The sequence below is a fragment of the Mycobacterium sp. 134 genome, assembly GCF_048282715.1.
Classification (GTDB): Bacteria; Actinomycetota; Actinomycetes; order Mycobacteriales; family Mycobacteriaceae; genus Mycobacterium; species Mycobacterium septicum.
Genome location: NZ_JBLVUN010000008.1, coordinates 4140598 through 4158760, shown reverse-complemented (window position 1 = coordinate 4158760; position 18163 = coordinate 4140598). Strand labels below are relative to the sequence as shown.

Here is an 18163-nt window from a genome sequence, read left to right as displayed (position 1 = left end):
AGAACAGAGGAGTTGTCGCATGTCTGATCTCCAGCCGATGGCTGACTACGGGTTCTTCGGGCCGGATTCGGTGACCTGGAAGGTGTGGGGCCATGCGACCACGCCGATCATCGGACTGCAGCGCGCCGTTGTGGTCGAGGAACTCGACCCCGCGCTGATCGCCGCGGTCGACACCACCGGCGCCAATTACGACCGGCCCCGGACCCGTTACGACCGGACCGTGCGTTACTTCGCCATGGTCGCTTTCGCCGACACCGAATCGGTGCTCAAGACCGCCGATGTCCTGGTGAAAGTCCACTCGAAAGCCATTGGTACCGAACCCCTGAGTGGCAACAAGTACGACGCCAACGACCCCCAGTCGCAGCTGTGGATCCTGCTCACCGGCTGGCACTCGGTGCTCAAGGCCTATGAGTTGTACGGCGGCGGCAAGCTGACGGCCGAGGAGGAGGCCCGCTACTGGCAGGACTGCGCCCGCGCCGCAGAGTTCCAGACCTGCGATCCGGCCGACGTCCCCCGGACCCGCGAAGGCATCAACGAGTACTTCGAGCAGATGCGGCCACACCTCGCCGTCAGCGAGGCCGCCCGCGCGATGATGGACCACCTGCTCAACGCCAAGGTGGTGCTGCCGCCCGCACCGCGGATCGCGAAGCCGGCCGTCGAGATTCTCAACTGGTTCCTCCGTGCGGGCACCATCGCCACCATGCCGCGGTGGATGCGCCGGCTCAGCGGATTCGATCAGCCGCGCGCGGTCGACCTGGCTGTGCGGCCGGTGCTCAAGCTCGGGTTCGGCATCGTCGACCGGATTCCGCGGCTGAAGCTGTTGGTGGCCAAGATCATTTCGCCGTCCGTGGTGCCGATCGCAGGCCCCTACATCATGGGTATACCGCCCCGGTCGAGCGAGGTGCTCAGCCCCGAAGAAGGACGCAAGCGCTACGGCTACGTCAAGCCCGCCGAGGCACACATGGAGTTGCGGACCCGCCAGCACGAGCGGGTGTTCGGACGGGGACAACTGCCCAGCGATGAAGGCCTCATCGAATCTCAGTCCTACCTAGGGAGTTTGGCGTGACCGCACGATCTGATGTCCTGTTCGACCCGAACCGGACCGCCTTCGACCAGTTCGACAGCAGAACCAGGGAGATCTTCCGGGCCACCATCGACTTCTTCGAGTCCCACGGCAAGCGGTGGCTCAAGCAGCAGGACCGGGATCGGGTCTGGTACAGCGATTTTCTCGACCTGGTCAAGCGGGAGGGCATCTTCGCGACGTTTCTGACCCCGGCGTCGGAGGCCGCCGGCGATCCCGACAAGCGCTGGGACACCGCGCGCAATGCCATGTACAGCCAGATCCTCGGGTTCTACGGCATGCAGTACTGGTACGTCTGGCAGGTCACCATCCTCGGCCTCGGTCCGATCTGGCAGTCGGAGAACACGGTGGCGCGCAAGAAGGCTGCCGTCCTGCTGGATTCGGGGGAGATCTTCGCCTTCGGGCTGTCCGAGCAGGACCACGGCGCCGACGTCTACTCGACCGACATGGTGCTGACACCGAACGCGGACGGGGCGTACGCGGCGAACGGCGGCAAGTACTACATCGGCAACGGCAACCTGGCCGGCATGGTGTCGGTGTTCGGCCGCCGCTCCGACAAACCCATCATCGACAGTTCCGATCTCGACCGGCGCCGGCCCGCGCAGGACTTCGAGGGGTACCTGTTCTTCGCCGCCGACAGCCAGCATTCGAACTACCACCTGCGCAAGAACGTCGTCGACGGCCAGATGTACGTCGCGGCGTTCGACCTGGAGAACTATCCGGTCAGTGCCGACGACATCCTGCATGAGGGCAAGGCGGCTTTCAACGCCGCGATCAACACCGTCAACATCGGCAAGTTCAACCTCGGGTTCGGGGCGATCGGGGCCTGTGAGCACGCCATGTACGAGGCCGTCACCCACGCCGAGAACCGCGTGCTGTTCGGCCAGCGGGTCACTGAGTTCCCGCAGATCCGCCGCATGCTCGCCGACGGCTACGCCCGCTTGATCGGGATGAAGCTCTACAGCGAGCGCGCCATCGACTACATGCGCAGCGCAAGCCCGGACGACCGGCGCTACCTGTTGTTCAATGCAATCGAGAAGATGAACGTCACCCGCGAGGGCGAGAAGATCGTGACGTTGCTGGCCGACACCATCGCGGCCCGGGCGTTCGAATCCGACATGTACTTCACCATGGCCCTGCTGGGGCTCACCGGCTTGCCCCGACTGGAGGGCACGGTGCACGTCAACATGGCGCTGTCGCTGAAGTTCATGCAGAACTACATGTTCGGGGCAGCGGATGCAGCGCTGGCGGCGCTGAACGTGCTACCGGTCGGCCGGGCTCCGGCGCCGCTGGTGAGCGCGCTCGCCGGTGGTTTGCGTGCGGCCGGCGGCGCTATCGCTGGTTCGCCTGTGGCGCAACGTATTCCGCAACTCAAGTCGCTGCTGGCCGAGGTGCCGCAGATTCCGACGCGCAGGGATGCCACCAACGACGACTTCTTGTTCCGCCAGGGGCCGAGCAGTGGGTTGGCGAAGATCAGGTTCGGGGACTGGCAGTCGGTGCTGCACCGCTTTTCGTCGACGCCGAATGTCGCGGTCTTCCTCGATCAGGCCCAGGCGTTGCAGACCCTGCTGGCGGTGGCGACACCCAACGCCGACCAGCAACGCAACGTCGACTTCCTGTTCGCGATCGGTGAGATGTTCACCCTGATCCCTTACGCCCAGCTGATCCTGGAGCAGGCGGAGATCGAAGCGATCGACACCGATCTGATCGACCAGCTGTTCGAGGTGCTCGTCACCGACATGTCCACGCACGCGACCAAGCTGCATTGCCATCCGGATGCCACTGCGGTGCAACAGCAGCGCGCCCTCGACATCGTCAAGCAGCCAGTGGCGGACGGCGCCCGCCGCGATCGCGTGGTGGCAGGTGTGCGCGGACTGGCCGGCCGCTACGAGATGAACCCGTGATGGTCACGCGACGGTAGCGGCTCGGCGCGTCGGGTGCAGCGTGGGCGTAGTTCTGCCACGGTGGCACGGTGCCCGTAGTTCAGGATGTGCTCGCCGAGTTCGACGAATACCTGGCGTTGCAGTGCGGCAGGTCTGAGCACACCCGCCGGCGTATCGCGGTGACCTGTTGGCGTTGTTCGACTTCACCGGCGGTGATCTGGACACCGTGACCCTGCCGAGGCTGCGGTCCTGGCTGGCGAGTCAGGCCGCGGCCGGAGTTGCGCGGACCACGCTGGCGCGGCGCACCTCCACGGTCAAGACCTTCTGTACCTGGGCGAGTCGGCGGGGATTGCTGTCGGACGACGCCGCGGCCCGGTTGCAGGTCCCCAAAGCGCACCGCACCCTACCCGCGGTGCTTCGTCGCGATCAGGCCGTCGACGCCATGGAGGCGATGAATTCCGCGGCGCGCGAGGGTGATCCGCTGGCTCTACGAGACCGGCTGATCGTGGAGATGCTCTATGCCACCGGGATCCGGGTGAGCGAGTTGTGCGGGCTGGACATCGACGACATCGACACCTCACGCCGGGTACTGCAGGTGCTGGGCAAGGGCAACAAACAGCGCACGGTCCCGTTCGGGCAGCCCGCACACATCGCGTTGACGGCCTGGCTCACCGAGGGCCGCCCCGCCCTGGCCACTGCCGATTCCGGTCCGGCACTGTTGCTCGGCGCCCGCGGGAAACGGCTCGATCCGCGTCAGGCGCGCACCGTCGTGCACCAGACAGTCTCTGCCGTCGACGGTGCCCCCGACATCGGCCCGCACGGGCTGCGGCACAGCGCTGCCACCCACCTGCTCGAAGGCGGCGCCGACCTGCGCGTCGTACAGGAGTTGCTGGGCCACACCTCGTTGGCCACCACGCAGCTCTACACCCACGTCACCGTCGAACGGCTGCGAGCAGTGCACGACCAGGCCCACCCGCGGGCCTGATATCCCCGAACGCGAAGACTCAGGAGACAGCGCAATCCGATCCATCGTGGACCTGCCGTCCGGACCCGTCTCGTATCTCACCTGGACGCCGCACCACCCCAGATCGACCGTGGTGTTGCTGCACGGCGGCGGCGTGGACAACGCGTCGTTGTCATGGGGTGACATCGGCCCCCGACTGGCCGACGCGGGTTACCGCGTCATCGCCCCAGACCACCCCGGCTACGGCCAGAGTCCGCCGGCGCGACAGCGGGTGACCCAGGATCGGCTGGTCGCCTATGTCTCGGAGTTCGTCGACGGGATGGAGCTGGACCGCTATGTGATCGGCGGGTTGTCGCTCGGTGGCGGCATGACGATCGGCCACGTGCTGGACCGCCCGGACCGGGTGGCCGGCGCGATGCTGCTGGGCAGCTACGGCATCATGCCCCGGCTGTCGGACGGAGCGCTGTCAGGCGCCCGTCAACTGGTGACCTGGGCGATGCTGCGCACGGGTCTGCTCGGCGCGGTGACGCGTTGGGTCGGCACCAACCGGGCCGCGATGACACGCAGCATGCACGCGCTGATCAGGGATCCGCGGCAGCTGACCGACGCGTTGATGGACGAGATCATGGCTGCGGCAGCACAACCCGGCGGATTCGATGCGTTCGAACAATGGCAACACGACCAGGTCCTATGGAACCGGCTGCGCACCGACTACACGCCCCGACTGGTCGAGGTGAGGTGTCCGGCGCTGATCATCCACGGCGACCGTGACCCCGGCGTTCCCGTCGCGCGGGCTCGCGCCGCAGCCGAGCGGATCCCGGATGCGCGTCTGAAAATCGATGCCGGTGCCGGGCACTGGGTTCAGCGTGATCAACCGGACGTCGTGCTCGAGGCGATCAGCGGATTCCTGCGCGACATCAGCGCAGCAGCTTGAGCACACTGTCAGGGGCCCAGTGGCTTGAGTCGGATCGGGGTCTCGGCCAGCAGCCCGAGCGGGTCGACGTAGTCGGCCCGGGCCGCCGCACCCCACATCGCACCCCAGTGCAGGCACGCTGCCGCCCCACAACCGGGATGGCCGGCCAGCAGGGTGCCGAGCAGCTGGCCTTCACCCACGGTCTGACCGGGCCGCACGGCTGCCTGTACCGGTTCGTAGCTGGTGCGCAGCCCACCCGGGTGGGCCAGCGAGACCACCGGACGCCCCGCGAGCACGCCGGCGAAGACGACGGTGCCCGGGCCCGCCGCGTAGACGGGGTGCCGGGGTATGGCCGCCAGGTCGACGCCCCGGTGGCCGCGGTTCCAATTGGGGGAGGGGGCGTCGAAACCCCTGGTCACCACCGGTCGCGGTGATACCGGCCACTGCAGTCGTGAGCCCTCGGCGTGGCCGGAGGTCGGCCACGCCAACGCCATACCCAGCATCAACAACGGCGCGGCAAACCTCACCACCTCAGTTCAACGCCACCGCGGGCTGCGCGGAAGCCCCGAAACCCGGAGCTGTGGATGAATGCACCCCGCTTTGCCGCGTGGTAAAAGCACGCCTGTTCAGCGTGTAAACTTCTACCCGCAGCTCGCTAGCGGGCTGACTTCGCGTGTCTGCGCATATCGATCGCCTCAACGGGGTCGTACACGGATGCCGACGGTCCTGACCTGGGATTTCCCAGATCGGGTTCGGCAGCCGGCAGGCACCAGGGCCTGGCATCACCCGACGCCGGGCGACAACCGACATACAAAGGAACCACCTAATCATGGCTGTTGTAACCATGAAGCAGCTGCTTGACAGCGGCGCTCACTTCGGGCATCAGACCCGTCGCTGGAACCCCAAGATGAAGCGGTTCATCTTCACCGACCGCAATGGCATCTACATCATCGATCTGCAGCAGACGCTGACCTACATCGACAAGGCCTACGAGTTCGTCAAGGAGACGGTGGCCCACGGCGGCACCGTCCTGTTCGTCGGCACCAAGAAGCAGGCGCAGGAGTCCATCGCCGAAGAGGCCACCCGCGTCGGCATGCCCTACGTGAACCAGCGCTGGCTGGGCGGCATGCTCACCAACTTCTCCACCGTGCACAAGCGCCTGCAGCGCCTCAAGGAGCTCGAGGCCATGGAGCAGACCGGTGGCTTCGAGGGTCGCACCAAGAAGGAAATCCTCATGCTCACGCGTGAGAAGAACAAGCTTGAGCGCAGCCTCGGTGGTATCCGGGACATGCAGAAGGTGCCCTCGGCCATCTGGGTCGTCGACACCAACAAGGAGCACCTGGCGGTCAACGAGGCCATCAAGCTGGGTATCCCGGTCATCGCGATCCTGGACACCAACTGCGACCCCGATCAGGTCAACTACCCGATCCCGGGTAATGACGACGCCATCCGTTCGGCTGCCCTGCTGACCAAGGTCGTCGCCTCCGCGGTGGCCGAGGGCCTGCAGGCTCGCGCCGGCCAGGGTGCCGGTGAGAAGCAGGACACCGAGGGCGCTGAGCCGCTCGCCGAGTGGGAGCAGGAGCTGCTCGCCGGTGCGACCGCAGGAACCGCCGAGGGCGAGGCCGCTGCTGCACCCGAAACATCCACTGACGCTTCTTGATTCTTCAGTCCAAGGAGGACTGCTTAAATGGCTAACTACACCGCTGCCGACGTCAAGCGCCTGCGGGAGCTGACCGGCGCCGGCATGCTCGACTCGAAGAACGCGCTGGTCGAGGCCGGCGGCGACTTCGACAAGGCTGTCGAGCTGCTTCGTATCAAGGGCGCCAAGGACGTCGGCAAGCGCGCTGAGCGCGCCACTGCCGAGGGTCTGGTCGCGGCCAAGGACGGCGCACTGATCGAGCTGAACTCCGAGACCGACTTCGTCGCCAAGAACGCCGAGTTCCAGGAGCTCGCCGACCAGGTCGTGGCGGCCGCTGCCGCTGCGAAGGCCGGCGACGTGGACGCCCTCAAGGCCGCCAAGGTCGGGGACACCACGGTGGAGCAGTCCATCGCGGACCTCAGCGCCAAGATCGGTGAGAAGCTCGAGCTGCGTCGGGCCGCCTACTTCGACGGCACGGTCGAGACCTACCTGCACAAGCGTGCCGCGGACCTGCCGCCGGCCGTCGGTGTGCTGGTCGAGTACCAGGCCGGCGACGCGGAGAAGGGCAAGGAGGCCGCCCACGCGGTCGCCCTGCAGATCGCCGCGCTCAAGGCCAAGTACCTCACCCGCGAGGACGTGCCCGAGGACATCGTCGCCAACGAGCGTCGTATCGCCGAGCAGACCGCGAAGGAAGAGGGCAAGCCCGAGCAGGCGCTGCCCAAGATCGTCGAAGGTCGCGTCACGGGCTACTACAAGGACGTCGTGCTGCTGGACCAGCCGTCGGTGTCTGACAACAAGAAGACCGTCAAGGCGCTGCTGGACGAGGCCGGCGTCACCGTGACCCGCTTCGTGCGGTTCGAGGTCGGTCAGGCCTAAGCACCAGAAGACTCGGGCGGTACACCCACACCCGGTTTGACGGCTCAGCCGTCGCCGCCCGCCGCAAAACCCCGCGCTCATTCCGGCGATCCCGGAAAGTGCGGGGTTTTGTTCATTCGTGACATGGTCGGTGCCGGGTAGTTGCTTACGCAGGGGCAAGGGGCTTTGCCGATGTGGGAGTGTGGCAGGTACCAATGGTGTGGGAGGTGACATGCGCGTAGGTGTGGTGTTTCCGCAGACGGAACTCGGCGGAGATCCGGGAGCCGTGCGCGCCTACGGCCAGCGTGTCGAAGAGCTGGGCTTCACCCACATCCTGGCCTACGACCACGTCGTGGGCGCGGATCCGGCCGTCCACCGGGACTGGGCGGGGCCCTACGACCTGTACACCACGTTCCACGAGCCCATGGTCATGTTCGGTTATCTGGCCGCGGTGACGTCGCTGGAGCTGGTGACCGGGGTGATCATCCTGCCGCAGCGTCAGGCTGTGTTGGTGGCCAAACAGGCGGCCGAGGTCGACCTGCTCACCGGCGGGCGGCTGCGCCTGGGCGTCGGACTGGGCTGGAATGCGGTCGAGTACGAGGCGCTCGGCGAAGACTTCGGGAACCGCGGCAAGCGGTCGGAGGAGCAGGTCGAGCTGATGCGGCGGCTGTGGACCGAATCGTCGGTGACGTTCGACGGCCGCTACCACCGGGTGACCGGTGCCGGCCTGGCACCGCTGCCGGTGCAGCGCCCGATCCCGGTGTGGTTCGGAGCGGCCTCCGCGCGGGCGCTGGAGCGCGCCGGCCGGCTGGGCGACGGCTGGTTCCCGATGGTGGGGCCCGGTCCGGAGCTCGAGGACGCCCGTGCGCGGGTTGAGCGCGCGGCCGTGGCCGCCGAGCGCGATCCGTCCACCATCGGTATGGAGGGCCGCGTGGGCTGGGTGGGCGATCCGGACAAGGCCGCGGCCGACATCGCCGCGTGGGCCGAGGCCGGGGCCACCCACGTCACGGTCAACACCATGGGTGCCGGGCTGCGCACAGTCGACGAGCATCTGGCCGCACTGCAGAGCGTGGCCCGGACACAGTGAGCGGACGCGCCGGCGTCTAGACCAGGGTGGGAACGGCGCCGCACAGCGCGGCGGCGGTGTTCGCCAGCAGTGCCTCGGCGCGCTCGGGTGAAACGATGCCGTCGACATGGCCCAGGTTGAGCGCCAGTTCGTCGCGACCGACCGTCACGTACAACATCAGATACCCGCTGATCGACATCCCGGACACCACCTGAATGCCGGACAGCGTCCACCCGCCGAGATGCTCGGGGAAATCCGTGGTGTCGATCAGGCTCACACACAGGTTGCCCGGGCCACGTTCGTCGAGCACGGCCGCCACCCGGTCTGCGAACCGTGCCGCGCCCGCCGACATCACTCCCAGCGAACCCAGGTTGGCCAGGTGATGACGCTTCTCCACCGCGGTCCGCATCCGGACATCGAAGCCGGCGGCGGCCTGCCACAGCGATCGGTCCGGGGCCCAGTCCACCGGGGCCGCCACCATCGCCTGATAGCTGCCGGTGGCATCGGCGTCGGGTTGCACGGTCAGGTGTCCACGGAAGGGCACCGACACGCTGACCGCGAACCGTGCCGGCGAGCCTCCGGTTTCGATGCCCGCCGCGCCGGCCAGGGCGGCCGCGACAGCGGCTTGCGGGGACACGCCGTGTTCGGCGCACGCGGCGAGCAGATCCCGCGCCGCGGTGCCGGTGATGGCGCGGTGCGCGAATCGGGTCCGCCGCCCGCCGGCCGGAACGCGCCGCTGAGCGGGCAGCCGTTCGAGCGGCGGTGCGCCGCGCTCCGGTATCCCGTCGGCCACCAGCCGGCCCAGCGCCCGAAGTTTGCCGCGCACCCCGCGGAAACCGTTGGGCATCAACTCTTCCGGGGCGGGCGGCGCGGGAATCTCGGGATGCCAATCCGCTGTGTCGCCCGCCTCCTCGGCTGCCGAGGTCCCGGCAGCGGCCAGCACCTGCCGGCACAACGCCGTGATCGAGATTCCATCACACACGGTGTAGGTCGAGGTGAGGATCAGGTCGGTGACACCGGGTTCGACGGTCACCAAGGTGGCCCGCAACAGCGGTCCGTCGTCGCCGAACGGTTCGGCCAGTTCGCGGTCCATCTCCGTGACCCAGGATCCGTTGTCGGCCAACCGCAGTGGGATCGGGCGCCGCGGCGCGGGCACAAAGGACGGAGCACCCCGCACCTCGCGCACCGTCGTCTGCACGATCGGATGACGGCGCGCGACCGCGTCGAGCGCGTCCTGCAGAACGGCGGCGTCCACGGGTCCCTCGAGGCGAACGCGGGCACAGATGTGCAGCGGCGAAACCCGGTCGGCCGTCCAGTGCCAGCGTTCCAGCGTCGACAGCCGGCGTGGCAACGCGGCCCCCGGACCCAGATCGCCGAATCCCGGCCACGTCATCGGTTTCGAGATCATGTCCAGAACCCGCCGGTTGCCGGCATGCCGGATGAACTGGGCGCGGGCGGCGACGACGGCGGGATTCCCGCTCTGCTCGATCCGCCCCAGCGACTGCGAACCGGTGACCAGTTCGGTGGTGCGGGGCAGACGCCGGCGCTCGTAGTCCCGAAGACCGGCACGAGGATCGTCGGCCACGGACAACGCATGTGCCAGCACGATGGCGTCCTCGATCGCGGAGTTGGCGCCCTGGCCCAGGCTCGGCAGCATCGGATGAGCCGCGTCGCCTAGCAACGTCACCCGGCCGGTACCCCAGCGGGTCAGCGGCGGACGGTCCAGCGCGGGCACCGTGATGATGTCGGATTCGGCTGTGGCCGAGATGATGTCGGTGATCTGCGGTGTCCAACCGGCAAACCGCTGAAGTAGATCGTCCTTGCCGTGGGGCCAGCCGGCGGCCAGTTCGGGATCCATCGACTCGGTCGCCCACCAGTAGATGGTGCCCTGTCCGCAGTCGTGCAGTCCGAAGCGGCGGCCGCTGCCCCAATAGTGCACCGACTCACCTTCGCGCAGCCAGGACGGATAGAACGGGGCCAGCGCGAGCCAGCACACGAATCCGCCCGGACGGGGCTGCTGTGCGCCGTGCAGTTGCGTGCGGATGGTCGAGTTGATGCCGTCGGCACCCACAAGGACGTCGGCTTCCAGTCGCCGGCCGTCGGCCAACTGCAGTGCGACGCCGGCTTCGCCGTCGTCGAAACACTCTGCTGCCGCGCTGGTCTCGACGCGCAGACCGGTGCCCGCAGCAGTGAGCAGGACATCGTGGAGATCCTTGCGGGCCAACACCACCGAGGGTGCGCCGAGCGCCGAATCCAGCGGGGTCACGTCGACGCGCCGCAATACCCTGCCCGCGGTGTCGCGGAAGCTGAAGGTGCTGACCCGCCCGCCGATCCGCAACAGGTCTTCTTCGATCCCCAGATCGAGCGTGCGCAATGCGAGCATCGCATTGCTCTGCACCGCCAATCCGAAACCGGCAGCGCGCAGGTGCGGGGCGCGTTCGCAGAGTGTGACGTCGGTTCCGGCGCGGCGTAGCGCCGCAGCCGCGGTCAGCCCGCCGACCCCGGCTCCCACGACGATCGCCGATGTGGTGTTGGGACGCAAGGTCATTGGCTGGCTCCGAGGTAGTCATGTTGAGCGGAAAGGTGATCGGCCAACCTGGTGGCCAGGGTTGCCACGTGTGGCTCGGTGACCATGGTGAGGTGATCGCCGGCGACGTCGATCACAGCGAGCTCGCCGGCCACCCACCTGCCCCAGCCGTTGTCCGCGTGGCGGTAGCAGGACCCGGCCGCGTCATGGGCCTTGGCCAGAACCTCGGGCAGCGCCTCGCCGGCTCGCAGCAGTGTCATCGGGCCGCGCCATACCGTGGGCCGGTACTGCGCGCCGGCTTGCCAGCAGGACTGGAAGACGGTGAGCAATCGGCGCACCAGCTCTCGCGAACCGGTCCGCGGCAGCACGCCGTGGCTTGTCGCGATGTCGAGGATGTAGTCAAGTGCTGCGTCGTCGGACTCGACGTCCGGAACCGGCTCGGTGGGCGTGCCGGTTCCGAGTGCGCCCCACAACAGTTCCCAGAGGAAGTAGGAGTAGAGCTGTTTCGGCGTGAGTTCAGTGGCGGTTTCGGTGTCCAGCGCCATGGTGTCCAGCAGCACGAGGGAGCCGATTTCAGCCCCGCCTTCGGTCAGTTGGTGGGCCATCTCGAACGCGATCAGGCCGCCCAGCGACCAGCCGCCGATGTGGTACGGGCCGTTGGGCTGGATGCGCCGGATGGCCTGAACGTAGTCGGCGGCCAACCGCTGTAGGTTGTCGACGGCTGCGGTGCCCGGCTCCAGACCCGCAGCCTGCAACCCGTACAGCGGTTGGTCTTCGGGCAGGTGTGCGGCCAGCTCGGCGTAGCACAGCACCGAGCCGCCGATCGGGTGGACCAGGAACAAGGGCGGGCGATCGCCGGTCGGCTTGAGTGCGACGATCGGATCGAAGTCGACGACGTGCCGATCGCGCACGCGGGCGGCGAGTTCGGCGACGGTGGGCCTGGCCCCGAACACCGACATCGGCACGGTGGTCCCGAACCGCCGTTCGATGCCGACGATGAGCCGGACCGCCGATATGGAATCGCCTCCGAGGGAGAAGAACTCGTCGAATGCGCCGATCCGGTCCACCCCGAGTGCGTCGGCCATCAGCTCGGCGATCACTCGTTCGTGCTGGTCTCGAGGTTCGACATGGTCACCGGCGGGGGTGGCGAGAACCATGGTGGCCAGCACGGTGTCGGCGCGTTTGCCGCTGGGGGTGTGCGGCAGTTCGTCGAGCCATTCGAACCGCGACGGGACCATGTATTCGGGTACCGCATCACGAAGGTCTGCCGCGATTCCGGCCGCCAGGTCATCGTCGACCGGACCGACCAGGAATGCCACCAGTTGTGTTCTCGCGCTGGATTCCCCGCCGGGACGGGCCACCACGGCAACCTCGGCGATGCCGTGGCGGGCCGCCACCTGACCCAGAGCCAGCTCCACATCCAGCGGCTCGATGCGGTGCCCGCGCACCTTGACCTGCGTGCCGCGACGACCGTCGACGACCAGACGGCCACCGGGCAGCAGGCGCCCCAGGTCGCCCGTCCGGTACATCCGAAGTCCACCGAGCGATTGGACCTCGGTGAACACCTCGTCGGTGAGGTCGGGACGGCCGTGATAGCCGTCGGCGAGTGCGGCGCCTGCCACCCAGATCTCGCCGGGCACACCGTCGGGAACGGGGCGGCCCTGGGCGTCGAGCACGGCGATCGCGACATTGTCGATCGGCGTCCCCACGGGCGGAAGCGCCGGGAACCGATGCGGGTTGCCCGTCATGCGGTGACAGGTCACCACATGGGTTTCGGTGGGACCGTACTGATTTTCGAGAATGACGCCGGCGGAACTGCCGGCCAGTGCAGAGCACAGCGCGCGGATCTCGTCGGTCACGCGCAGTTGCTCACCGGAGGACACGATGATGCGCAGTGCCCGGGGCGCCGTACCGCGCGCCATCGCGGCCTCGGCCAGCGGCTGCAGTGCCACGTACGGCAGGATGATCCGTTCCGTCGCGGTGTCGTCGAGAGTGCGAACCAAGGTGGGCAGGTCGCGCCGGTCGGCATCGGAGATCAGCAGCAGCCGGCCACCACCGCAGAGGGTCGAATAGATCTCCTGAAAAGACACATCGAAGGACAGCGGGGCGAACTGCAGCGTCGCCGGCGCACGGCTGGTGCCGGCGGACCGGCCGCTCGGGGCCGACAGCTGCCAGTCGATCAGGTTGGCGAGCGCCCGGTGTCCCATCACGACGCCCTTGGGCACACCGGTTGATCCCGAGGTGAACAGCACGTAGGCAGGTTGGTCGGGGTGCACGGTCGGCAGCGCGGTGGTTGTGCCGCTGAGCAATTCAGCGATCAGTGCGTCGGTGAGTACCGTCGTGGGCGCTGCCACCGTCAGCATCGCTTCCCGTCGCGCGGCCGGGTAGGCGGGATCGATCGGTACACACGCCCCGCCGGCGCGCGCGATCCCCAGCACCGCGGCGATCAGCCCGGGCCCGCGCTGCGCACACAGCGCGACCCGGTCGCCCGAACGCACACCGCGAAGCACCAACCCAGCGGCCAAGCGTGCCGACATGGTGTCGAGCTCGCCGTATGTGACAGTGTGCGAACCGAATTCGAGTGCGATGTCGTCGCGGAACCGAGATGCGCTCGCGGCGAACCGGTCGACCACCGTGCCGGTGGTACCGCCGGTTGCTGTTGCATCCGGGATCTGGGCATCGGCGGCGATCCCGACGGCTCCGTCGGGATCGGTGCAGATGAGCTGCAGCGTCTGCGCGAAACTTCGGCCGAGCACTTCGAGCTGCTCGAACGTGTACATGGCCGGATCGCCGTCGATTCGCACCGTGACCGTGCCGTCGCGCGGATCGCGAAGCACGTTGACCAGCAACGCGAAGTTGGTGGCCTCGTCGGCGTCGACGCTCAACAGCTCGACGTCGAGGGCTGCGAGCAGTTCGCCGGCCTGGTGGAAGTTCACGTAGTTGAACGCGACGTCCAGCGCCAGGTCGGCGTGCCGCTGGATGTCGGCGAGCGGATAGTGCGCGTGCGCGGCATTCGCGCGATCCTGATCGAACACCTCGCGAACCAGAGCCCGCCAACTGGCCGCGGCGGTGTCGACCCGGACAGGCACGGTATTGAGGAATAGCCCCGCGGTGCGTTCGGCGTTGGCGCGTTGTGGCCGACCGTGTGTCACCACACCTGATGTCACGTCATGCTGCGCGGCGAACCGGGCGACGGTGAACAGATGCGCGGCCAGGTACACGGCTTTGGCCGGCACATGTTCATCGCGTGCGGCGGCGATCACCTGTGCGCACAGCGATTCTCCGATGTCCACGGTGTGCCGCAGTCGGGTCGCGGCCGCCGAGATGATCCCGTCTGCCTCCCCGGCTTCGACATGATGGCGGTCACCGGGGATCCTGATCGCCGGGGCGCCCGTGAGCTGCCGGGTCCAGTACTCCCGGTGTTCCGGGTTGTCACGTGCGATCTGTTCTGCACGAACGTATTCCGCGAAGGGCGGGAGCGGCACGGTGGCCACCGGTTCGACGGCTGCGCCACCGGCATGCCGGTAGTCCTGCAGGAGCTCGGCGAGGATCGCCGACACGCTCCAGCCGTCGAGGATCGCATGGTGGAACGAGAAGACCACGTCGATCCGGTCGGGCAGCAGGAACACACCGAAGTGGTAGAGCCCGGGCCGGCCCAGCTCGTAGTGCCAGGCCCGCCGGTCGGCGAGGTGTGTCTCGATCGCGGCGTGCGCGTACGGGGTCTCGAGGTCGCGCAGGTCGACGATGTCGCAATCGGGGACCGCACGTCGATGTACGAGCTGCAGCGGCTCGGTGAAACCGGCCAGGTGAAACGACGTCCGTAGTGCGGAATGTCGTGCCACCAACCGCTCCAGCGCGGTCCGCCAGGCGGTTTCCTGCCACGGCATCCGCAGCTGGTAGCGGAACACGTCATGGTAGGCCTGCGAATCGTGTTGCTCGGTGCTGTGGAACAACATCCCGAGCTGCATCCTGGTCAGCGGGTAGGCGTCTTCGGCATCGCCGACCAGGGCGCGGTCGACCGCCGACACGAGCTCGAACGGCGTGATCGGAGGTGTCGCATCCGCACCGGCGACCACCTGGCGGGCGAGCTCGGAGACCGTCGGATGATGCGCGATGTCGCGGGCATCCAGGAGTAGGCCCCTGGCCTCGGCCAGTGCGCGCACCCGCAGCGACAGGATCGAATCCCCGCCGAGGTCGAAGAAATTGTCGTGAATCGACACCACCGGGATGTCGAGGACCTGCTGCCATACCTCGGCCAACGTGGCCTCGATATCGGTCCGCGGTTCGACATGGTCGACCGACGGTTGCTGCCGTGCGGTGGCCAGCAGTGCCGTGCGGTCGGCCTTCCCGCTGGAGGTCAGTGGGATGGTCTCGACACGACAGAATTGTGCCGGGAGAAGGTAATCCGGCACCCGCTGCGCGAGCCGGGCCCGCAACATGCTCCGGTCGAACTCGTCGGTGGAAATGTAGAAGGCGATCAGATACGTGCCCCGGCTCTCGGATTCATCGGCGACGACGATCGCTTCGAGGATTCCGGGAATGCCGGTGAGGGCATTCTCGACCTCACCGGGCTCCACGCGGTTGCCGCGGATCTTGACCTGGCGGTCGACCCGGCCCAGATACTCGATCTGACCGTCTGAGCACCACCGCGCCAGATCGCCTGTGCGGTACATCCGTTCCCCGGGGTGGAACGGGTCGGCGACGAACCGCTCTTCCTGCAGTTGCGGCCGGTTGAGGTAACCGCGGGCCAGTCCGGCGCCGGCGATGCACAGTTCACCGGGTAGACCGACCGGCTGCGGTTCGTCCGACCTGCCCAGCACGTAGAGCCGCGTGTTGTCGATTGGCCGCCCGATGGGAACGCGGGAAACCGGCTGCTCCGGATCTGTCGGGCAGTCGTAGAACGACACGTCGACGCACGCCTCGGTCGGGCCGTAGAGGTTCACCAATGCCGGAGCCTGCGTACCCAGGTGGGCGAACAGCCGGTTGAACCGGTTCACCTGATGTGGTCGCAACGCCTCTCCGCTGCAGAACACGAGCCGAAGCGAGCCGGCCTGTTCGACCGCGTCCGGTGACTGTTCGAGAAGGTCCAGGAACGGTGTCAGCATCGATGGCACGAAATGCAGCACGGTGACCCGGGATTCGCCGATCGCCCGGAGGATTTCGCGGGGATCCTTCTGCCCGTCCGGGGGCAGCAGCGCCACGGTGGCACCCTGCATGGCCCACCAGAACAGTTCCCACACCGAGACGTCGAACGTGACCGGAGTCTTCTGCAGGATCACGTCACCGGGACCGATCGGATAGCCGCGCTGCATCCAGTCCAGCCGGTTGATCACCGAGTGGTGCTCAACGGCGACTCCTTTGGGAGTCCCGGTGGAGCCCGACGTGTAGATGACGTATGCCAGGTCTCGTCCGGACGGCGCCGGCGAGAGCGTCGCCGGCGTGGCCGCCGAAGGCGCAGCACTCACCCGGATCACCGGAAGGGCACTGATTTCCGGCCGCGCGGAAGCGTCGGTGAGCACCGCGGTGACGTCGGCATCGGCCAGCACACGGGCCACCCGGTCGGCCGGGTGGTGCGGGTCGACGGGAACATAGGCGGCACCGGCGTGCATGGCCGCCATGACCGCGACGAGCATCTCGGGGCCCCGCTCCAGCAGTACCGCGACGCGATCGCCGCGGCGCACCCCGCAGGCCTGCAGCTCGGCTGCGGTTGCCGAGATGCGTTGGTCCAGATGGGAATAGGTCATCGGGGGTGCGCCGGCGGCCAGCACTGCGGTGGCTTCCGGCGTGGCGCGGGCCTGGGCCAGGATCCGATCGATCACGGTCGAGCCGGCGTCGTAGGGGACCACGGGGCCGCAGGCCTGCTCGGCCAGCGCGGCGAGCTCGGCGGCCGACAGCATCGGCAGCGTGGCCGGATCCGCCTCGAGTGATTCCAGGCCCGCTTCGAGTAGCGCCTTGAGGTGACGCTCGACCGATTCGATCGGATAGTCCACGTCGAACACGTCGGTCGCGTAGTCGAAGATGAGCTCCAGCGGCCCGTCGTTGTCGAGTTCATGGACGTGCACGGCCAATGTGAGGGTGTCGAAACCCTGCGGCAGCCCTTCGACGCTCTCGACGATGTCGGACAACGTCCGCACCTCGGGCAGCCGAACGTAGGTGACGGTGACGTCGAACAGGGGACCGCTGTCGCGGCCTGTGCGGCGCAACTCGTTCATCAGGTCACCGAAGGGAAACCGCTGTCGTGCCTTGATCTCACGCACCCGGTGGCGGACATCGCCGACCAGTTCGGCCAGCCCCGTGCCGGCCCGCCGGTCGATCCGCAACGGCAGGGTATTGGCGAAATGGCCGCCCACGGTCATCATCTCGGCCGGAGTGTTGCGGTTGGACAGCGGAATTCCGACCATTACGTCATCGGTGCGCAGCACGCGGCTCACATACGTGCCGACCATCGTCGCCAGGTACGGGAAGAACGGGACGTCGAGCTCGCGGAGCCGGTCGACGAACGACCTCGGCAGGTGAGCGCGGTGCCGCTTGAGCGGGGCCGGGCCGGTCGCCGCATGCGACCTGTCGAACAGGGCCGGGGTGGCCTCGCGGATCTGTTCGGCGAGGTAGTCGCGGTCCGCGGTCCACTGCTCGGACTGTTGGTACTCGTCGGCTCGGGCGGCCGCTTCGCAGAACGACGTGGCCGGTAACGGCACGGGCCTGCCGGTGGCCATCACGGCGCTGTAGTCGGCCAGCACGTGCGCGGCCAGATTGAACACCCCCGTGGCGTCGATCGCCACGTGATGGGAGAACACCAGGACCCGGTAGACCTGTTCGGCCTCGCGTAACAGGGTGACCCGCAGCGGCACGCGCTCGGTGGGATCGATCGCCGTGTTGACCGCTTCCTGCACGATCCGGTCCGCGGCCGCTGCCGAATCCTGATGTCCGGTGAGGTCGACATGCTCGATCGGTGGCATGTCGTCGACGAACTCCTGATACGGCACACCGTCGGTGACCCCGAACCGCAGACGTATGCCATCGTGGCGCTGCCACACGCGGGCATAGCAATCGGTCAGGACGTCGACGTCGACATCGCCGACCAGCCGGGCCTGAAGCCCGACGACGTAGCTCGGAACGCCCGGAAACAACTGTGTGACCAGCCAGATATCCCGCTGGTAGGCAGTCAGGTTGAGGCGGCCGCGCATGGCGGCATCGTCGGTTGCGCCCATGATTTCGGCAGTACTCCAAACGTGTTC

The 18163-nt window shown here is 67.8% G+C and carries 10 protein-coding genes and 1 pseudogene; 7 read left to right on the top strand and 4 right to left on the bottom strand.

Annotated features, from left to right (window positions below):
* The first annotated feature begins 19 nt into the window (after window positions 1–19).
* On the top strand, window positions 20–1066 hold the full coding sequence (locus tag ACNQVK_RS24600; RefSeq protein WP_418031603.1) for an oxygenase MpaB family protein: 1047 nt from the start codon (window positions 20–22) through the stop codon (window positions 1064–1066).
* The gene (locus tag ACNQVK_RS24595) at window positions 1063–2985 is read left to right on the top strand and encodes an acyl-CoA dehydrogenase (RefSeq protein ID WP_418031602.1); all 1923 of its coding nucleotides are present in this window, start codon (window positions 1063–1065) and stop codon (window positions 2983–2985) included. The genes ACNQVK_RS24600 and ACNQVK_RS24595 overlap by 4 nt, the downstream gene beginning before the upstream one ends.
* Here ACNQVK_RS24595 and ACNQVK_RS24590 read toward each other — a convergent pair.
* Entirely contained in the window at window positions 2967–3125 is a 159-nt protein-coding gene (locus ACNQVK_RS24590) for a hypothetical protein (protein ID WP_418034596.1), read from the bottom strand. The genes ACNQVK_RS24595 and ACNQVK_RS24590 overlap by 19 nt on opposite strands.
* On the opposite strand from ACNQVK_RS24590, the pseudogene ACNQVK_RS24585 reads away from it, so the two are divergent.
* Both ACNQVK_RS24585 and ACNQVK_RS24580 read left to right on the top strand, forming a co-directional pair.
* Window positions 3054–3949: pseudogene (locus tag ACNQVK_RS24585) on the top strand (tyrosine recombinase XerC). The gene ACNQVK_RS24590 and the pseudogene ACNQVK_RS24585 sit on opposite strands and share 72 nt — an antisense overlap.
* A 46-nt stretch (window positions 3950–3995) precedes the next feature.
* Window positions 3996–4862 carry an alpha/beta fold hydrolase gene (locus tag ACNQVK_RS24580; protein ID WP_418031601.1) on the top strand — a complete coding sequence of 289 codons (867 nt, stop codon included), beginning with the start codon at window positions 3996–3998 and terminating at the stop codon, window positions 4860–4862.
* An 8-nt stretch (window positions 4863–4870) separates the two neighbouring features.
* Here ACNQVK_RS24580 and ACNQVK_RS24575 read toward each other — a convergent pair whose 3' ends face one another.
* Window positions 4871–5344 (bottom strand): M23 family metallopeptidase, encoded by a 474-nt coding sequence (locus tag ACNQVK_RS24575; RefSeq protein ID WP_418034302.1) that lies wholly within the window; start codon window positions 5342–5344, stop codon window positions 4871–4873.
* Between the two features lie 326 nt (window positions 5345–5670).
* On the opposite strand from ACNQVK_RS24575, the gene rpsB reads away from it, so the two are divergent.
* The 3 genes from rpsB (at window position 5671) to ACNQVK_RS24560 (ending at window position 8422) form a co-directional block, all read left to right on the top strand.
* A complete protein-coding gene (gene rpsB, locus ACNQVK_RS24570) occupies window positions 5671–6501 on the top strand; it encodes a 30S ribosomal protein S2 (RefSeq protein ID WP_090425122.1) in 831 nt (276 codons plus the stop codon).
* Window positions 6502–6528: 27 nt separating this feature from the next.
* The gene (gene tsf / locus ACNQVK_RS24565; RefSeq protein WP_044517544.1) at window positions 6529–7356 is read left to right on the top strand and encodes a translation elongation factor Ts; all 828 of its coding nucleotides are present in this window, start codon (window positions 6529–6531) and stop codon (window positions 7354–7356) included.
* 211 nt (window positions 7357–7567) lie between these two features.
* Window positions 7568–8422, top strand: a complete 855-nt coding sequence (locus ACNQVK_RS24560) for an LLM class F420-dependent oxidoreductase (RefSeq protein WP_418031600.1) — start codon at window positions 7568–7570, stop codon at window positions 8420–8422.
* Window positions 8423–8438: 16 nt separating this feature from the next.
* Here the strand turns inward: ACNQVK_RS24560 and ACNQVK_RS24555 are convergent, their stop codons facing one another.
* Together ACNQVK_RS24555 and ACNQVK_RS24550 are read right to left on the bottom strand one after the other, a co-directional pair.
* Window positions 8439–10949 carry an FAD-dependent monooxygenase gene (locus ACNQVK_RS24555; protein WP_418031599.1) on the bottom strand — a complete coding sequence of 837 codons (2511 nt, stop codon included), beginning with the start codon at window positions 10947–10949 and terminating at the stop codon, window positions 8439–8441.
* On the bottom strand, window positions 10946–18136 hold the full coding sequence (locus ACNQVK_RS24550; protein ID WP_418031598.1) for an amino acid adenylation domain-containing protein: 7191 nt from the start codon (window positions 18134–18136) through the stop codon (window positions 10946–10948). Before ACNQVK_RS24550 ends, ACNQVK_RS24555 begins: the two co-directional genes overlap by 4 nt.
* Window positions 18137–18163: the final 27 nt, after the last annotated feature.